15 protein-coding genes are annotated in these 16,667 nt (G+C 63.9%); 11 read left to right on the top strand and 4 right to left on the bottom strand.

Going from position 1 to position 16,667, the window contains the following annotated elements; genetic code table 11:
- Positions 1 to 7: 7 nt before the first annotated feature.
- Complete coding sequence (locus tag RMO23_RS06790) at positions 8 to 409, bottom strand: nuclear transport factor 2 family protein (RefSeq protein WP_309679770.1); 402 nt, start codon at positions 407 to 409, stop codon at positions 8 to 10.
- Positions 410 to 529: 120 nt separating this feature from the next.
- On the opposite strand from RMO23_RS06790, the gene RMO23_RS06785 reads away from it, so the two are divergent.
- The 4 genes from RMO23_RS06785 to RMO23_RS06770 all read left to right on the top strand — a co-directional run bounded on the left by RMO23_RS06785 (position 530) and on the right by RMO23_RS06770 (position 4,996).
- Entirely contained in the window at positions 530 to 2,068 is a 1,539-nt protein-coding gene (locus RMO23_RS06785) for a PLP-dependent aminotransferase family protein (protein ID WP_309679768.1), read from the top strand.
- Positions 2,069 to 2,307: 239 nt separating this feature from the next.
- Positions 2,308 to 3,309 carry a taurine ABC transporter substrate-binding protein gene (tauA, locus tag RMO23_RS06780; RefSeq protein WP_309679766.1) on the top strand — a complete coding sequence of 334 codons (1,002 nt, stop codon included), beginning with the start codon at positions 2,308 to 2,310 and terminating at the stop codon, positions 3,307 to 3,309.
- Between the two features lie 81 nt (positions 3,310 to 3,390).
- Positions 3,391 to 4,179, top strand: coding sequence for an ATP-binding cassette domain-containing protein (locus RMO23_RS06775; protein ID WP_309679764.1), 789 nt, complete (start codon positions 3,391 to 3,393; stop codon positions 4,177 to 4,179).
- Positions 4,172 to 4,996, top strand: coding sequence for an ABC transporter permease subunit (locus RMO23_RS06770; protein ID WP_309679762.1), 825 nt, complete (start codon positions 4,172 to 4,174; stop codon positions 4,994 to 4,996). The genes RMO23_RS06775 and RMO23_RS06770 overlap by 8 nt, the downstream gene beginning before the upstream one ends.
- Before the next feature lie 299 nt (positions 4,997 to 5,295).
- On the opposite strand, the gene RMO23_RS06765 is transcribed toward RMO23_RS06770, so the two are convergent.
- From RMO23_RS06765 to RMO23_RS06755, 3 genes are read right to left on the bottom strand one after another with little or no spacing between them, the layout of a single operon-like run.
- A complete protein-coding gene (locus RMO23_RS06765; protein WP_309679761.1) occupies positions 5,296 to 7,023 on the bottom strand; it encodes a cobaltochelatase CobT-related protein in 1,728 nt (575 codons plus the stop codon).
- A gap of 4 nt (positions 7,024 to 7,027) precedes the next feature.
- A complete protein-coding gene (locus RMO23_RS06760; RefSeq protein ID WP_309679758.1) occupies positions 7,028 to 8,008 on the bottom strand; it encodes an AAA family ATPase in 981 nt (326 codons plus the stop codon).
- Positions 8,009 to 8,034: 26 nt separating this feature from the next.
- Positions 8,035 to 8,853: an IclR family transcriptional regulator gene (locus tag RMO23_RS06755; protein ID WP_309679757.1), complete on the bottom strand. Its 819-nt coding sequence runs from the start codon at positions 8,851 to 8,853 to the stop codon at positions 8,035 to 8,037.
- A gap of 169 nt (positions 8,854 to 9,022) precedes the next feature.
- On the opposite strand from RMO23_RS06755, the gene xsc reads away from it, so the two are divergent.
- The 7 genes from xsc (at position 9,023) to RMO23_RS06720 (ending at position 16,561) form a co-directional block, all read left to right on the top strand.
- Complete coding sequence (gene xsc, locus RMO23_RS06750; protein WP_309679755.1) at positions 9,023 to 10,849, top strand: sulfoacetaldehyde acetyltransferase; 1,827 nt, start codon at positions 9,023 to 9,025, stop codon at positions 10,847 to 10,849.
- A gap of 62 nt (positions 10,850 to 10,911) precedes the next feature.
- Positions 10,912 to 11,898, top strand: coding sequence for a bifunctional enoyl-CoA hydratase/phosphate acetyltransferase (locus RMO23_RS06745; protein WP_309679753.1), 987 nt, complete (start codon positions 10,912 to 10,914; stop codon positions 11,896 to 11,898).
- 35 nt (positions 11,899 to 11,933) lie between these two features.
- Complete coding sequence (locus RMO23_RS06740; protein ID WP_309679860.1) at positions 11,934 to 12,950, top strand: putative sulfate exporter family transporter; 1,017 nt, start codon at positions 11,934 to 11,936, stop codon at positions 12,948 to 12,950.
- A gap of 82 nt (positions 12,951 to 13,032) precedes the next feature.
- Complete coding sequence (locus tag RMO23_RS06735) at positions 13,033 to 14,262, top strand: sulfite oxidase (protein ID WP_309679751.1); 1,230 nt, start codon at positions 13,033 to 13,035, stop codon at positions 14,260 to 14,262.
- 37 nt (positions 14,263 to 14,299) lie between these two features.
- On the top strand, positions 14,300 to 14,659 hold the full coding sequence (locus RMO23_RS06730) for a cytochrome c (RefSeq protein ID WP_309679748.1): 360 nt from the start codon (positions 14,300 to 14,302) through the stop codon (positions 14,657 to 14,659).
- 217 nt (positions 14,660 to 14,876) lie between these two features.
- Complete coding sequence (locus RMO23_RS06725) at positions 14,877 to 15,974, top strand: 3'-5' exonuclease (protein WP_309679746.1); 1,098 nt, start codon at positions 14,877 to 14,879, stop codon at positions 15,972 to 15,974.
- Positions 15,975 to 16,273: 299 nt separating this feature from the next.
- Positions 16,274 to 16,561: a hypothetical protein gene (locus RMO23_RS06720; RefSeq protein WP_309679744.1), complete on the top strand. Its 288-nt coding sequence runs from the start codon at positions 16,274 to 16,276 to the stop codon at positions 16,559 to 16,561.
- The last annotated feature ends 106 nt before the right edge of the window (positions 16,562 to 16,667 follow it).

The raw sequence follows: 16,667 nt of genomic DNA, 5'->3' as shown, positions 1-16,667 counted from the left end.
AAGGGGGTTACTTAGTCGCGGGCAGGTTGGGGCGCGCCTTGCGGAAGGCCTTCTTGCTCTGGATCTTTCCATCCCTGAAGGCGAACACATCGACGCCATCGGTCTCGATCCGACTCCCGTCGGCGGCGGTACCGGTGAAGGTCCACTGGGAAACGCCGAAGTCGCCCTGCACGAAGTGCTGGCCATTGAGCCACTTGGCGTCAGGCACCGCCTGCCAGGCGCCGGCAAAGGCGCGGCGAACGGCTTCGGCGCCGGTGTGGCGGGTGCCGCAGGCGTCCGGGCCGGCTGCCGTTTCAAAGACACAGTCGTCAGTCATGAACGACATCAGGGCTTCGATGTCGTGCTGGTTCCAGGCGGCGCTGAAGGCGGCCAGGGTTGCTTCAGTAACGGGGGGCAGGTGCGTGGTCAAGGTGAACTCCGGACGGTTGAATGTGGATGCATCGAGCGTAGAGAGTTTGGCCCAAGCCTGATAGAGCCAGATGGGCTGATTCGCCCACGCCAGAAAAGCAGCGGCCTATACTGGTAAACCATGAAGCCAGATGCTCACCGTACCAAAGACATCCAGTGGGAAAGTCTCTTTGAGTTGCCTGACCAGCCGGCCTTGCCCCTGCAGCGGCGCCTGCGCCTGGCGGTGGTGCAGGCCATCATGGACGGACGGCTTTCTCTGGGGGCGCCGCTGCCTTCGTCGCGCGAACTGGCCCATGTGCTGGGCCTGAGCCGCAATACCGTCACCGCTGCCTATGAGCAATTGGTGGACGAGGGTTTTCTGGAATCACGCCCGCGCAGCGGCGTGTTCGTCACGATGAATGCCCGTTCAAACGACGCGCAGGAGCCCGACCCGCTGGTCGGCAGCCACGGCGCATCGGGATTCCCGCCGGACTGGTCAAAGCGGGTGCTGCGTTCTTTGTCCAAGGAGCGGACGCTGTCCAAACCGGACAAGTGGCGTTCTTATCCCTACCCCTTTATTTACGGCACCTACGACCCCCAGCTTTTCCCGACCGAGGCCTTTCGCGAGTGCTGTGTGCGCAGCCTCGCGCGCTCGCACCTGCCGCACTGGACACCGGACTTCGAGGTGGACGACGTCCCGGACCTGATTGACCAGATCCGCCTGCGGCTGTTGCCCAAACGCGGCGTATTTGCCTTGAAGGAAGACATTCTGGTCACGCTGGGCGCGCAGCACGCCTATTACCTGCTGGCCGAGGCCTTGTTTGACGAGGGCCAGCGCGTGGGCCTGGAAGAGCCCGGTCATCCACATGCGCGCAACAGTTTTTCCCTGCGCAAGCCAAAGTGGGTGCAGGCGCCGGTTGACGACCAGGGTGTGGTGGTCGACGCACTGCCGCCGGTTGACTACCTGTTCGTGACGCCGTCGCACCAGAGTCCGACCACCGCCACCATGAGCCTGGAACGCCGGCAACTCTTGCTTCGCCAGGCCGAACAGCAGGACTTTGTGGTGATAGAAGATGATTACGAGGCCGAAAACCTGTATGAAGGCGCACCCCTGCCGGCCCTCAAAAGCATGGACAAGACCGGGCGTGTCATCTACGTGGGTTCGGTCTCCAAAAGCCTGTCGCCGTCACTTCGGCTGGGTTTCATCGTCGCGCCACGCGCCCTGATTGCAGAATTGCGCGGCTTGCGCCATGCCATGCTGCGCCATCCGAGTGCCTTTTTGCAGCATGCCTACGCCCTGTTTCTGTCGCAGGGTCATCATGATGCGCACGCGCGGCGCGTCAACCACGCCATGCAGGAGCGGCTGTCGCTGGTGGCGCTGGCATTGCAGGAATACCTGCCCGATTTCGAGTTCAACCTGCCCTCGGGCGGGGCGTCGGTGTGGGTGCGGGCGCCGGCCTGGGTGGATTCGGGCGAGCTGGAATTGATGGCGCGCAACCATGGTGTTTTGATCGAAGCGGGGGATGTGTTTTTTGTCAGGCCGCCTTACCCCTGCCCATTCTTTCGCCTGCGGCTTTCTTCGATTGCCGCGGAGAAAATTTCCGAGGGCATCAAGGCTTTGAAAATGGCCGTGGATGAGCTGGCCCAGGCCCGCGGCGTGTCCAGAGTACCCCTGGCGTAAAAGCGTTGATGAAAATGCGCTGATTCGACCCGGCGGCGGTGTCTTCGCCGCATTGATTTTCCAGTCTTCCGGTGCTCCAATGAGTGCTGATTCAAGGGTAAATACTTAGCTCTTGGCTCCACAAGTAAATTGGGGCTGGCGCTTACCGGCGACGCTGGTTGCGCGCAAAGTCGGGGTCACCATGCGGCGGGCTTAGCGCCACCTGGAATTTCGATTTTTTACCTTCATAGGAGACACCCATGACAATCCAGAAACACTTTCCAAAATGGTTTGCTGTGGCCGCCCTCACGCTGGCTGCCAATGCTTTCGCCCAGACCAAGGAAGTGACCTTCGCGCACCAGGACATGCTGGTGCCGCTGCGCACGGTGATGGAATCGGGCGAGCTTGAAAAAACCACTGGATACAAGATCAACTGGCGCATGTTCGGCGGTGGTGGCGATGTGATTCGCGCCATGGCTTCGGGCGACGTGCAGATTGGTGAGGCAGGTTCCAGCCCCATCACCGCCGCCGTCAGCCAGGGGCAGGATATTCGGGTATTTTGGGTACTTGACGACATCTCGGATGCCGAGGCGCTGATTTCGCGCAACGGTACCGGCATCAACAGCATGAAAGACCTGAAAGGCAAGAAAGTGGCCACGCCGTTCGTGTCAACGGCGCACTACCAATTGATGGTCGGCATGAAGCTCGACGGCGTGGATCCCAAGGGCGTCAATGTGATGAATATGCGCCCGCCCGAGATCGCCGCGGCTTGGGAGCGTGGCGATATCGATGCCGCCTTCATCTGGGATCCGGTGCTGAGCAAGCTCAAGACCAGCGGCAAGACAATCGCGACCTCCGGCACCATCGGCAAGAAGGGCTTTCCCACTTTTGACGGCCTGGTGGTCGATGCCAAATGGGCAGAGAAAAACGAGGCCTTCATGGTGGCTCTGGTGAAAGCCCTTGCCAAGGCAGATGAGGACTACCGCGCCAATGCCGCCAAGTGGACGTCCGACTCATCGCAGGTCAAGGCCGTGGCCAAGTGGACCAAGGCCGACGCCAAGGATGTGCCGCCATCCATGGCGCTCTACAAGTTCCCGAACCTGCAGGAGCAGGCCTCGGCGACCTGGCTGGGCGGTGGCGTTGCCAAGGCGCTCTCCGATACCGCCGTGTTCCTGAAAGAGCAGGGCCGTGTCCAGGAGGTCAAGCCCAGCTATGGCAGCTTTGTCACCACCACCTACGTGCAGAAAGCCATGGCCAAGTAAGCAGGCGGCGCTCTCGTACCTGACTTGAACGGGCCTCGCGTCACGATGCGAGGTTCAACTGAAATTTTGGAGGACGGCGTCATGCCTACATTGGATATTCGAGACCTCACGGTCAACTACGCGATCAAGGGCGGCATGCTGCAGGCCCTCGCGCCGGTCAACCTGAAGATGCATGATGGCGACTTCGTCGTTGCCCTGGGTGCGTCTGGTTGCGGTAAGACAACGCTGCTGAACAGCATCGCCGGTTTTTTGCCACCGTCGAGTGGCGAGATCCTGCTCGATGGAAAGCCAGTCGTCGGCCCCGGCGCCGACCGCGGCGTCGTGTTCCAGAAACATGCCTTGATGCCCTGGTTGACGGTGCGCGACAACGTGGCCCTGGGCCTTCGCCTCAACGGTGTCTCCAGGGCTGAGCGTGACCAGGTCGCCCAAGAAAAACTTGGCCTGGTTGGACTCGAAAAATATGCCGACCGGGCGGTCTATGAGCTTTCGGGCGGCATGCAGCAGCGCGTCGGGATTGCCCGGGCACTGGCCAGCGATCCTGCCGTGCTGCTGATGGACGAACCGATGGGTGCGCTGGATGCCTTCACCCGCGAACAGGTGCAGGAAATCCTGCTGCGCGCCTGGGTCAAGTCCAACAAGATGGTGTTTTTCATTACCCACTCGGTGGAAGAGGCGCTGTTCCTCGCCACGCGCCTGATTGTGATGAGCCCCAGCCCGGGGCGCATTTCGCATGTCTACGAGGACGTGCCGTTTTCGCGCCAGTTCCTGAGCCACGGCGATGCGCGCCGGGTCAAGTCAGAGCCCGAGTTCATTCGCATGCGCGAAGAGGTGCTCTCCATCATTCACCACCGGGAGGCCGCTCATGTCTAACAATCCACCCGCCGTGCCGGCGTTAAAAACCAGCAAGTTCAAGGTCCCCGGCGAGGGCAGCAGCGCCACCATCAGCGTGGTGACCGTCTGCGCGTTGATCGCGATCTGGTTTGCCGTCACCAACCTGGGGCTGATCAAGCCCTTGTTCCTGCCAAGCCCCCAGGCGGTCTTTCAGCAGTTCTATGAATACGTCACGGGACAGGCCAATGACAAGCCGCTGTGGCAGCATTTCGTGGCCAGCGTGCTGCGCGTGTCCATCGCCTTCTGGATGGCCTTCCTGGTAGCGGTGCCGATTGGTATTGCCATGGGCATGTCGCGCGTGATGCGCGGCATCTTTGACCCTCCACTGGAGTTTTACCGACCCTTGCCGCCGCTGGCGTATCTGCCTCTGATCATCATCTGGTTCGGCATTGACGAGCTGCCCAAGGTGCTGCTGATTTTCCTGAGCTGCTTCGCACCGCTGGCTCTGGCTGCCCGCTCCGGCATGCGCAGCGCCTCACAGGAACAGATCAACGCGGCGTACTCGATGGGCGCCAGCTACTGGCAGGTGATCCGGCATGTGGTTTTGCCCTCGGCCCTGCCTGACATCCTGATTGGCATGCGGATCGCGATTGGTTTCGGCTGGACCACGCTGGTGGCGGCTGAAATGGTGGCGGCCAATGTGGGACTGGGACAGATGGTGCTCAATGCATCCAACTTCCTGCGCACCGACATCGTCATCATGGGCATTATCGTGATCGGTGTGGTTGCCTACATGTTTGACTTGCTGATGCGCTGGGTCGAACACAAGCTGGTGCCCTGGAAGGGCCGCATGTAAGCCGGATGCGCCTGATCGGACTGGTCCGGTAAGTTCCGGGCCGGACCAGGAAGTCATTCATGTGCATCAGGCACCAAATCAAGCGGGCTGCGGCCCGCTTGTCTTTTGGCGGGCTGAGTCACTGTGTTGACGGAAACGATTTGACCTTGGATGCGCTGTTTGCCCCCTGCCTTGCCTGCCGGCCTGCTGCTGGACAACCTGTTTGTCGTGGGGCTGGCGGTATTCATTCTGGAAGTACTGGCCATCATAGGCCCGCTGCCCGCAATGGTGCGGCGTGTGGACCGGCGGCCCTGCAGCCTTCAACGCCGCAAGCTGCTGGCGATCATGGCGACAATGTCGCGAAACACGGTGTTGGTGACCGAAGCCGACAGGTCCAGCGCCGCGCAATGGCGGTAGTAGGGGCTCAGATCCAGCCCCACACCGACGCCGCAAATGGCCACTTGCCCTTCTTGTTCACGGCGGGCCACGACCTGGCACAAATGGTGGTCAAGGTACTGCGCGCCATTGGCCAGGCCGGTGGCGCTGTCGGTGGGGCAACCGTCCGACACGACAATCAGGATGCGGCGGTCTTCATCCCGGCCCAGCATGCGCTCACAAGCCCAGTCCACCGCCTCGCCGTCGATGCCTTCCCGGAACAAGTCCGCCTTGAGCAGCGCGGCAATGTCGCTCCGTGCGCTGCGCCAAGTCGTGTCAGCGTCCTTGAACACCATGTGGCACAGCTCATTGAGGCGGCCCGGGCGGGGCGTTTGCCCGGCGCGTATCCAGTCGCGTCTGGCCCGTCCACCGTTCCAGGCGCCGGTGGTAAAGCCCAGCACCTCACTGGCGACGCCGACCTGGTCGAGCGCGCGCACAAAGACGTCGACCAGCATCGCGACCGATTCGATGTGCTCCCGCATGGAGCCGGAACAGTCGATCAGAAAGCTGACCTGGTAATTGGCCAGCGGCTCCTGCCGTTCAACGCGAAAAAGCCGGCGCTCGGCAGGCGAGACGATCAGGCGCGCCAGTAGCCGGCCGTCGATATGCCCCTCTTCCTGGTCCCCTTCCCAGCCGTCGCGCGTGGGTGCGGCCAGCAAGGCCTTGAGATCCCGCGCCAGGCGCGAAACATGGATGCCCTGCCCGGCAATGCGCTGGTCCAGTCGTTCGCGAAATTCACGCAGCAGCGCCGGGCGAACCTTGGAGGCCGCGCGGATCTCGCTGTCGTAAGCGCTGCTGAAGATGCGGTAATCCGCTTCAGACCCTTCCAGCCCGCGCTTGCTGCCGGCGCCGGCGGTCGCAATGGCGTCGCCATCATCGGCCTCAAAATCCATCCACAGGCTGAACCGGGACAGTTTTCCGTCGACTTCCTCGTCGGCGCCCTCCTTCGATTCCTCGCCGCTTTCATCCACGCCCTGAAGCAGGCTGGCCACCGTCTGCGCAATGGCCAGTGCATGCGGCGCATAGTCTGGCTGGGAGTCTTTTGAACGGCGCAGCTCCACCAGCGCATGGCCCAAGGCGGGCGCGATGGCCATGCGCGTGGCCTCAATCAGGTCTTCGGTCGCCTCGACCACCGGCTGGGCCGTCACCCGCGCCCGGCACATTTGCGCCACCGTGTAAATCAGGATGCCCCTGGCGGTTTCGGTCATGCCGCTGTGGTGAAACGCCAGCGACCATTGTTCGAACCGGTGCCGCAGGTTGAACACCATTCCCGGCATGTCGGCGGGCGCCAGCGCCTCGACCCGAAACTGTTCCAGCAACTCGAACAACATGCGGGGCAAGGGCTCCGCCGGACACAGGCTGCGGTGCAGACCGGCGTCTGAGTGCCTCAGGCGCAGCGCGACCGCATCGGCGGCGCCGCGAAAGGATCCGAAGTCATCGGTCTGCGGCGAGGGGCGCAGGTGAGGGGCAAATGGCGGCAAGGCCTGCCGGCCGCGAAACAGGCGCTGGCCGCGAAAGTGCAGGTCCGCATCGCCACACAGGGCGCGAATCGACGCCGCGCACAGCTCCTCGACTTTCTGCTGATGCCGGGTCGCCGCCTGGGTGCTGACCATGGGCTCACCCGTGCTGGGTGGTCAGCTGGTAAGACTCGTCCAGCTCCCGGTTGAAGCAGCGCTGAAAGTATTCTGCCACCACCGGGCGTTCGGCCTCATCGCACTTGTTGACGAACGACAGGCGAAACGCCAGCGCCGGATCGCGGAAGATATCCACGTTTTCGGCCCAGGTGATGACGGTGCGGGGAGACATCAGGGTCGACAGATCGCCGACCCTGAAGCCCTTGCGCGTCAGGTCGGCCACCGCCACCATCGAGTCAACCATGGCGCGTCCGGTCTCGTTGGCAAACTGGGGCACCCGGGCCTGCACGATGGCGATTTCCTCATCGCGCGGCAGGTAGTTCAGCGCCGCCACAATGTTCCACCGGTCAATCTGTGCATGGTTGAGTCGCTGCGCCCCGTGGTACAGGCCGTTCAGATTGCCCAGGCCCACGGTGTTGGCGGTGGCGAACAGGCGAAAATAGGGGTGCGGCCTGAGCACCCGGTTTTGGTCCATCAGGGTGAATTTGCCGTCACGCTCAAGCAGGCGCTGGATCACGAACATCACATCGGGGCGGCCGGCATCGTATTCGTCAAAAATCAGCGCGACGGGACGTTGCAGCGCCCACGGCACGATGCCTTCCTGGAATTCGGTGACCTGCAGGCCATCGCGCAGCGCCACGGCGTCCTTGCCCACCAGGTCAAGCCGGCTGATGTGGCCGTCGAGGTTGACGCGCACGCAGGGCCAGTTCAGCCGCGCGGCCACCTGTTCGATGTGCGTGGATTTGCCCGTGCCATGCAGCCCCTGCACCAGTACCCGGCGGTCGCGGCTAAAGCCCGCCAGCAGTGCCAGCGTGACCGCCGGATTGAAGCGGTAGGCCGGGTCGACATCGGGCACATGTTCATCGCGTTCGGTGAACGCCGGCACCAGCAGTTCGGTGTCGATGCCGAAAACCTCGCGCACCGAAATCATGCGGTCAGGGTGAATGCCGGTCAGATCCGTCATGGTGGGCTCCATTGCTTGTGCGGGCTTCAGGCGCTCGCCTGGGTGGTGGGTGCCGCATCGGTTTCGATGCGGCTCAGGGCTTCGGCAGCGCGTTGCAGCGCAGGCAGCAGATGCAGGGCCTTGTCGGCCGTCAGCCGCATGATGGGGGCCTGTACCGCCACGCACAAATTGGAGCGTCCGCTAGCACTCGGCACCAGCGTGGCGACGCACAGCAGGCCCGGCAGAAACTCCTCGTTGTCCAGCGCGAATCCCTGGCGCTTGATTTGCCGGATTTCCTGTTCGAGCTGATCAATGTGGGTCAGGGTCTTGGCGGTGTAGGCTTCAAGCGGCGCGTGCGCCAGCAGGCGCTGGCGCTGTGACGGTGTCATTTCAGACAGAAACACCTTGCCACTGGCCGAGCAGTGAACCGGTACCCGTGAGCCCGGGTGCAGGTAAAAGCGCAACGGTGCGGCGGTTTCCACCCGGTCCAGGTAGACCACTTCGCTGCCGCTGAGCGCAGTGAGGTTGCAGCTTTCTCCCACTTCGGCGACCAGATGACGCAGCACGGCATGCCGCGCGCCATGGGAGATGTCGTTGAGCAAGAGGTTCTCGGCCAGCTTGCGCAAGCGCACGCCGGTTCCGTAAAACCGTCCGTCCACGCTGCGTTCCAGCAAGCCGGCGCTCTCGAGCTGCTGCAGCATGCGGTGCAGGGTGGGCTTGGGAATGCGGGTTTCTTCCGTCAGCCCCTGCAGCGAGAAAAACTGGTCTTTGGAGGCAATCACCTCCAGCAACGCAAACAGTCTCATCGTCGGCGTGTCGCCGTTGACTTCAACCGGGTCAGATTTGAGGGTGGGCACACTTTGCATGGATGAATGATAGCCGTATTCCATAAATTGTGCATAAATGTTCTATTTATTGAGATTTTTGTTGACGAGTTTGTGAGTGGCGTATATATTTCATAAAAATTCCGATATTCAGAACGAAGCGTATCGAATTTTTGATTTCAACCACCATGACAGACCACAGGAGACCGTAATGAAGCAGCCCAAGCCCGATTCCCAAGCCGTCCGCACCGTTGTCAGTGGCGTTCAGAAAATGACGCCCTCTGAAGCCTTTGTCGAAACCATGGTCGCCAATGGCGTGACCGAAATGTTCGGCATCATGGGGTCCGCCTTCATGGATGCCATGGACATCTTTGCCCCCGCCGGCATCCGCCTGATTCCGGTCGTGCACGAGCAGGGCGCCGGCCACATGGCTGACGGCTATGCCCGCGTCAGCGGCCGCCACGGCGTGGTCATTGGCCAGAACGGCCCCGGCATCAGCAACTGCGTCACGGCCATTGCGGCCGCTTACTGGGCGCACAGCCCGGTCGTGATGATCACGCCCGAAACCGGCACCACCGGCATGGGTCTGGGCGGCTTCCAGGAAGCCAACCAGCTGCCGATGTTCCAGGAGTTCACCAAGTACCAGGGCCATGTCACCCACCCCAAGCGCATGGCCGAATACACGGCGCGCTGCTTTGACCGCGCCATTTCCGACAACGGCCCGACCCAGCTCAACATTCCGCGCGACTACTTCTACGGCGAAATCGAGTGCGAGATTCCCAAGCCGATGCGGGTCGAGCGCGGCGCCGGCGGCGAGGAATCCCTGAACGCGGCCGCCGAACTGCTGGCCACGGCCAAGTTTCCGGTGATCCTGTCCGGCGGCGGTGTCGTCATGGGCGATGCGGTGGAGGAGTGCAAGGCCCTGGCCGAGCGCCTGGGCGCACCGGTCGTCAATGGCTACCTGCGCAATGACTCGTTCCCGGCCAGCCACCCCCTGTGGGCCGGTCCTCTCGGTTACCAGGGCTCCAAGGCCGCGATGAAACTGATTGCCCAGGCTGACGTGGTGATCGCGCTCGGCTCGCGCATGGGCCCCTTCGGCACCTTGCCACAGCATGGCATGGACTACTGGCCCAAGACCGCCAAGATCATTCAGGTCGAAGCCGACCACACCAACCTGGGCCTGGTCAAGAAAATCTCCGTCGGTATCTGTGGCGATGCCAAAGCCGCCGCCGCGGAACTGACCAAGCGCCTGGTGGGCAAAACCCTGGTCTGTGATGCCACCAAGGCCGAACGCGCCGTCAAGATCAAGGCCGAAAAAGACGCCTGGGAAAAGGAGCTTGACGCCTGGACGCACGAAAAAGACCCGTACAGCCTGGACATGATCGAGGAAAACGCCAAGGAAAAGACCTTCAATGGCGGCGAGTACCTGCATCCCCGCCAGGTGCTGCGCGAACTGGAAAAAGCCATGCCCAAGCGGGCCATGGTTTCCACCGACATTGGCAACATCAACTCGGTGGCCAACAGCTACCTGCGTTTCGATGAGCCGCGCAGCTTCTTCGCGCCCATGAGCTTTGGCAACTGCGGTTACGCGCTGCCCACCATCATCGGCGCCAAGCTGGCCGCCATGGATCGTCCTGCCATCGCCTATGCCGGTGACGGCGCCTGGGGCATGAGCATGGTCGAGATCATGACCGCCGTGCGCCACGACATTCCGGTGACGGCCGTGGTGTTCCACAACCGCCAGTGGGGCGCCGAGAAGAAGAACCAGGTTGACTTCTATAACCGCCGCTTCGTGGCGGGCGAGCTGGAAAGCGAAAGCTTTGCCGCCATCGCCCAGGCCATGGGGGCCGAGGCCATCGTGGTCGACAAACTCGAGGACGTCGGTGCCGCGCTCAAGAAAGCGGTCGACATGCAGATGAACGAAGGCAAGACCTGCGTCATCGAGATCATGTGCACGCGCGAGCTGGGTGACCCGTTCCGCCGTGACGCGCTGGCCAAGCCCGTGCGCTTCCTCGAGAAGTACAAAGACTACGTCTGAGTCGCAACGGCGCTGCGGTGTTCATGCCGCAGCGCCCCTGTCCATCTTCACCGGGATTCCCCATGGCACCCAATGACTTTGCGCCTGCCGCCGGCAGCGCGCTGCACGCGACCGCGCCGTCGCACCCGCATCTGCTGGCGCTGGTCGAGCAGGCCCGGGCTCGCGGCCCGCTGGCGGTCGCCGTCGCTTACCCCTGTGACCGCTCTTCGCTCACTGCTGTTACCGAGGCGGCGCACGCAGGCCTGATGACACCGCTTCTGGTCGGGCCGCGCGCGCGCATCGAGGCGGTGGCTGCAGAAGCCGGGCTGGATATTGGCGGCTTCACGCTGCATGACACCGCCGATGACTCGCGCGTTGCGGCGGCGCTGGCCGCCACGCTGTGCCGCGATGGTCACGCCGCCGCCCTGATGAAAGGCAGTTTGCACAGCGATGAACTGCTGGCCGCCGCCGTGACGCGTGACGCGGGCCTGCGAACCGGCCGGCGCGCCAGCCATGTTTTTGTGCTTGATGTGCCCGGCTACCTGCGGCCCTTGCTGCTCACCGACTGCGTGGTCAACATTGCGCCAACCCTGGTGGAAAAACGCGATATTGCCCAGAACGCGATCGACTTTGCCCAGGCCCTGGGCATCGCCACCCCGCACGTGGCCATTTTGTCGGCGGTGGAAACCGTCAATCCCGGCATCCCCAGCACGCTGGATGCTGCGGCGCTGTGCAAGATGGCCGACCGCGGCCAGATTGTGGGCGGCGTCCTCGACGGCCCGCTGGCCTTCGACAACGCGATCTCGGCAGAGTCGGCCCACAACAAGGGCATCGTGTCGCCCGTGGCGGGCCGGCCCGACATGCTGCTGGTGCCCAGTCTGGAAGCCGGCAACATGCTTTACAAACAACTGGTTTACATGGCGGGGGCCGAATGCGCCGGGCTGGTGCTCGGCATGCGGGTGCCGATTGTGCTGACCAGCCGGTCCGACTCGGTCGCCAGCCGCATTGCATCCTGTGCGCTGGCGGTCTTGATGCACGCGCGTACGGCAAACGCGGGGCAAACGCCATGAGCGCAGCCCCTGACGCCCCAAAAACCGTCGCACCCATGATTTCTCCCAATTCGCGCCTGCAGCAGCTGCAGCACTTTGTTCCGGGCGCTGCCCTGTCCGCCGTCATCGCGATGGCCGCCACCCTGGTGTCCAAGCTGCACGGCGGGCCGCAACTGCTGTATGCGCTGTTCTTTGGGGTTGCCTTTCACTACCTCAGCCACGACGCCAAGACCCGGCCCGGCATCGAGTTCTGCTCCCGCACGGTATTGCGCCTGGGCGTCGGCCTGCTCGGCGCGCGTATCACGGCCAGCCAGATTGCCGGCCTGGGCTGGAGCACGGCGGCCATCGTCATCACGGCGGTCGTGACCACGCTGCTGTGCGGCGTGTTGTTGGGGCGGCGACTGGGCATGAATCGTGCCGAAAGTGTGTTGTCCGGCGGTTCGGTCGCGATTTGCGGCGCCTCGGCCGCGCTGGCGATCTCCGCAGTGTTGCCGCGCAACAAGGAAAGTGAGCGCTTCACCCTGATGGTAGTGGTGACCGTGACGGTGCTGTCCACCCTGGCCATGGTGATTTACCCGCTGATCGCCAAGCTGCTGCACCTGCCGCCCGAGCTGGCCGGCCTGTTTCTGGGCGGCACGATTCATGACGTGGCCCAGGTGGTCGGCGCGGGCTATATGCTGAACCCGGAAACCGGCGACTACGCGACCATCGTCAAGCTGTTTCGCGTGTCCATGCTGGCCGTGGTCGTGGTCGTGGTGTCCAGTCTGTTCAAGCGGCAGCGCGAGCAGCATGAAGAGGCCTCGGCCGCCGCCAAACAACCCCTGGTGCCCTGGTTTCTGTGGGTGTTCGTCGCCCTGGTGATCATCAACTCCATGGGCGGTGTGCCCACCGTTGTGCAAACCGGCCTCAATGACGTCTCGCGTGCCTGCCTGGTCGTCGCCATCGCCGCGCTGGGCATGAAGACCTCCTTCATGCAACTGGCCCGTGCCGGCTGGCGTCCTTTCATGCTGCTGCTGGTCGAGACGCTGTGGATGGCCGCGTTTGTGCTGGCCGCCATCCTGTTGCGCCACTGAAAACGATAGCCCGCCCCGATTTTTTCACGCACACTCTAATCGACAAGCCGTATCAACTCTGACCTTTAACGGAGACAACAGCATGAATCAACACGATCCGCTCCCACTGCCCGCATCCGCATTGCGTGCCCCGCTCAGCCGCCGCCACCTGCTGGCGGGCAGCGCCAACGCCCTGGCGGCCCTGGGCCTTGCCAGCTGGAGTAGCGGCGCCGCGGCCCAGGCCAAGCCACTGCCGGCCTACGTGGCCTGGAAAGACGCCGGCAGCACGATTGTGCACAGCGCGACCACCATAGAAACCAGGCGCAGCGCCTTCGGCACCAGCGTCATCACGCCGGCCGAGCAACTCTATATCCGCAACAACCTGCCTGCGCCCGATGCCTCCATCGTGGCCGACCGCGATGCCTGGGAGATCAGCATCGAAGGCGTCGGCAATCCGCGCAAGCTGACCCTGCGCGAGCTCAAAACCCTGGGCCTTGAAACCGTGGCCATGGTGCTGCAGTGCTCGGGCAACGGCCGCGGCTTTTTCCCCAGCAAACCGAGTGGCACGCCCTGGACCGTTGGCGCGGCCGGCTGCGTGGTCTGGAGCGGCGTGCCGGTGCGCGCGGTGGCCGAGGCGCTGGGCGGCCTGGAGGGCGGCATGCGCTTCATGACCGGCACCGGCGGCGAAAAGCTGCCCGAAGGACTCGATCCGAAAAGCATCGTCGTCGAGCGCTCGGTTCCCGCCTCGGCCATGGCCGACGCGATGCTGGCCTGGGAGATGAATGGCGCCGCGATTCCGCTCGCGCACGGCGGGCCGCTGCGCCTTATCGTGCCCGGCTATACCGGCGTCAACAACATCAAGTACATCAAGCGGCTGGCGTTCACGGCGCAGGAAACCGACGCCAAGATCATGTCGCACGGTTACCGCATTTCGCCACCCGGTGTTCAGGGTGATCCGAACCAGCCTTCGGTGCAGGAAATGACGGTCAAGTCCTGGATCAATTCACCCAGCCCCGACAGCGCGGCGCTGGGCAAAGGGCGGGTGCAGATCCATGGTGTTGCTTTTGGTGGCCTGCATGCGGTCAGGCGCGTTGAAGTCTCGGTTGACGGCGGCAAGACCTGGGCCGACGCCCGGTTGGTGGGCCCGGACCTGGGCAAATATGCCTGGCGCCAGTTTGTGCTGGAGACCCGGCTCCCCGCCGGGCAGCATGTGCTGGCCAGCCGCGCCACCGACGCCATGGGCAATGTCCAGCCGCAGCAACGCCTGGAAAATGCCGCCGGTTACAACAACACCAGCTGGGCCGACCACGCGGTGGCCGTCAAGGTCGCCTGAGACGTCCATCCACTTCACGCCCGAAACGAGACCCATGATGCCGAAATTTTCATCCTTTAGCGCAAGCCGCTTCAGCCTGGCCGCGCTGGCTGGCCTGGCGGCCTTCACCGCCTCGCCGGCCAGCGCGCAAGACGATGCTGCCCAGCTGGCACTGGGCAAGAAACTGTTCATGCAGGCCGCCGTGCCCGCTTGCGCGGTCTGTCACACCCTGAAGGACGCGGGGGCCAGCGGCGCCATCGGCCCGGTGCTGGACGAGCTCAAACCCGACGCCCAGCGCGTTGCCAAGGCGCTTCGCAACGGCATTGGCCAGATGCCTTCCTACAAGGCCAGCCTCAGCGAGGACCAGATCCTGGCCCTGTCGCAGTACGTGGCCACGGCCAGCGGCGCCGCGCGGTAAGCAGGCGGGCGCGCCGCCGCCTTCGCCCTTGTCACGGCCCGCCCGAGGGGCCGCAATACGGGTGCTTCGTGAGGGTTTACCGCAATAGTCGAAAATACGCCTATTTCGGACAGACAGACCGCCTTGTCTTTCCGGCTGGACCTTTCTGTCTTGCCGTCAAAGATGCCAGGGGCCGTTGGCCCTGGCAAGTCTGCCGCCCGCGCAAGGAAGCTACCTCATGACCACCGTACAACTGGGCTTTGGCTTTGACGAGCCCGCCCTGACGCCGCCCGCCGCCAAGCCCAAGGCGCGCAGGGCGGTCGCCGCCTGGCCCGCGCCCGTCTCCGCGCCGTCCAGGGTATCCACGCCAGCACCCGCACCGGCAGTGGCTTCCCCGGTCCCTGTGCCCGCGACTTTCCCGGCGGTGCTGGAGGGCATGGCCTGCGCGCTCGAACAGCACCCCGACTACCGGGTGCTCAGGCGTTTGCCGGTACAGACCCAATTCGCCGCTGCTTTGGCGGGCTCCGTCACGCGCGTACTCATTCTGGACACCGAAACCACCGGACTGGACGCGGCCCGTGACAAGGTCATTGAAATGGCCCTGGTGCGCGTTGATGTGGACACGCAAACCGGGCAGCCGGTGGGCACGGCGCAGGTCTACGACGGCTTGCAGGACCCCGGCATGCCGATCCCGAAAATCGCGCGTGACATCACCGGCATCACCGACGCCATGGTCAGCGGCCAGCAACTCGACCAGGTGCGCATTGCCAGCCTGCTGGACGGGGTTGATCTGGTGATTGCCCACAACGCCGGCTTTGACCGCCCGTTTGTCGAGGCCTGCCTGCCGCGGGCGGCCGGGCTGGACTGGGCCTGCTCGTTTGCCGACATTGACTGGAGCGCCGCCGGACGAGGCTCGGCCAAGCTCAGTGCGCTGGCGGCCGATCTGGGCTGGTTTTACGACGCGCACCGGGCTGAAATGGACTGCCACGCGCTGTTAAAGGTATTGATGGCCGAAGTGCCCGGCCTGGGGCAAAGCGGGCTGGCGCGCCTGATCGCCGGCGCCCAGGCCCCCAGCTACCGGCTGCAGGCCACCGGTGCCCCGTTCGACGCTAAGGACCAGCTCAAAAGCCGCGGCTACCGCTGGGATGCCACCGCCAAGGTCTGGCACACCCGGCTGGCCGGCGACGCGGCGCTGCAGGCCGAATGTGCCTGGCTCAAGCAGGCGGTGTACGGCGGGCGCGCGGCCAGGCTGCAGTGGGAGCGGCATGATGCCAGTAGCCGGTATTCCAGCCGGGGCGGCACGCTCGGCTGGGTGCAATTGCAGGACCTGTCCTGAGCGCACCAAAGCTGCGGTCTTCAATGGAACATTGCGACCCGATGAGGGTCGAAGGCTGAAGTGCAGGGTATCGAGACCATCCATTTCACGGGAGCGCGCCATGCCGGGCCTCAAAACCATTTCAGCGCTTGTTGTTTGCGCGCTGTTCACCACCGCCTGTGCCGTCAGGATGGTGCAGCCCGGCATGGCGCGTGACGACGTGCTGGCGCGCTATGGCAGACCCTCGCGCGTGCTGCCGCTGGGCGAGGGAACCCGCCTGCAGTATTCCGGTCAGCCGGCCGGCCAGACCGCGGTGGGTGATGGTGGATCTGGACGCGGCCGGCAAGGTGATACGGGTGCGAGAGGTGCTGACGCTGGCCGAGTTCTCCAAAATCGAGGTGGGCAAGTGGACGCGCGCCGAGGTGGAGCGCGAATTTGGCCGACCGGCCTCGATGGACCGCGTCGCCCTGTGGCCCGGCGACATCATGACCTACCGCTGGCTTGATGGCGACATCGACAAGTTTTTCTGGGTCTATCTGGACGCCGGCAATGTGGTGCGGCGCACCGGGCAGAGCGTGGAGGAGCGGGTCAGGTTCCCGGACAACTGATTCCCGTTGGCCTTGCAAACGAGCACCTTGTTGCTTGGCCTGGCAGTCCTAGTCCCCCTCCACCGCGCGGCCGATTTCCGGCCAGCGCCGGTGCAAAAACACCCAG

Origin of the sequence: Polaromonas sp. (assembly GCF_031411155.1) — a bacterium.
In the GTDB taxonomy this organism is placed as follows: domain Bacteria; phylum Pseudomonadota; class Gammaproteobacteria; order Burkholderiales; family Burkholderiaceae_C; genus Polaromonas.
The sequence above is the reverse complement of the archived record's forward strand: the minus strand, read 5'-3'. Positions and strand labels throughout refer to the sequence as shown.